The 402-nt window shown below is 71.4% G+C and carries 1 protein-coding gene; it reads right to left on the reverse strand.

Going from position 1 to position 402, the window contains the following annotated elements; all coding sequences use genetic code 11:
- Positions 1–402: DUF5753 domain-containing protein (locus LPA54_RS40890; RefSeq protein WP_228985476.1), on the reverse strand; the 402-nt coding region annotated here is incomplete at both ends.

Genomic DNA, 402 nt, shown 5'->3' on the forward strand with positions numbered 1-402 from the left:
GTCTCGTCGCGGTCCTCGAGGAAGTTGGCGCTTCTGATGTGCTCCAGGTAGACCACGTCGGGCAGGTCGAGGCCACCGAAGCGCAGATAGGTCACCGGGATGGCGGGGGCCGAGGCGTTGGAGACGTTCAGCGGGACGATCTGCAGCGTGACGTTGGGCCGCGCGGCCATCTTCGCGAGATGGTCGAGCTGGTCGCGCATCACGGCGCGGTCGCCGAGGACGCGCAGCAGGACCGACTCGTCGATGACGGCCCACAGCTGCGGGGCGTCCTCGCGGAGCAGCAGCTGGGCGCGGCGCATGCGCAGCTCGACCCGGCGCTGCACCTCGCTCGCCGAGGCGTTGGGCAGTCCGCGCTCGACGACCGCGCGGGTGTAGTCGGCGGTCTGCAGCAGCCCGGGGACG

Source organism: Streptomyces sp. DH12 (assembly GCF_020873895.1).
In the GTDB taxonomy this organism is placed as follows: domain Bacteria; phylum Actinomycetota; class Actinomycetes; order Streptomycetales; family Streptomycetaceae; genus Streptomyces.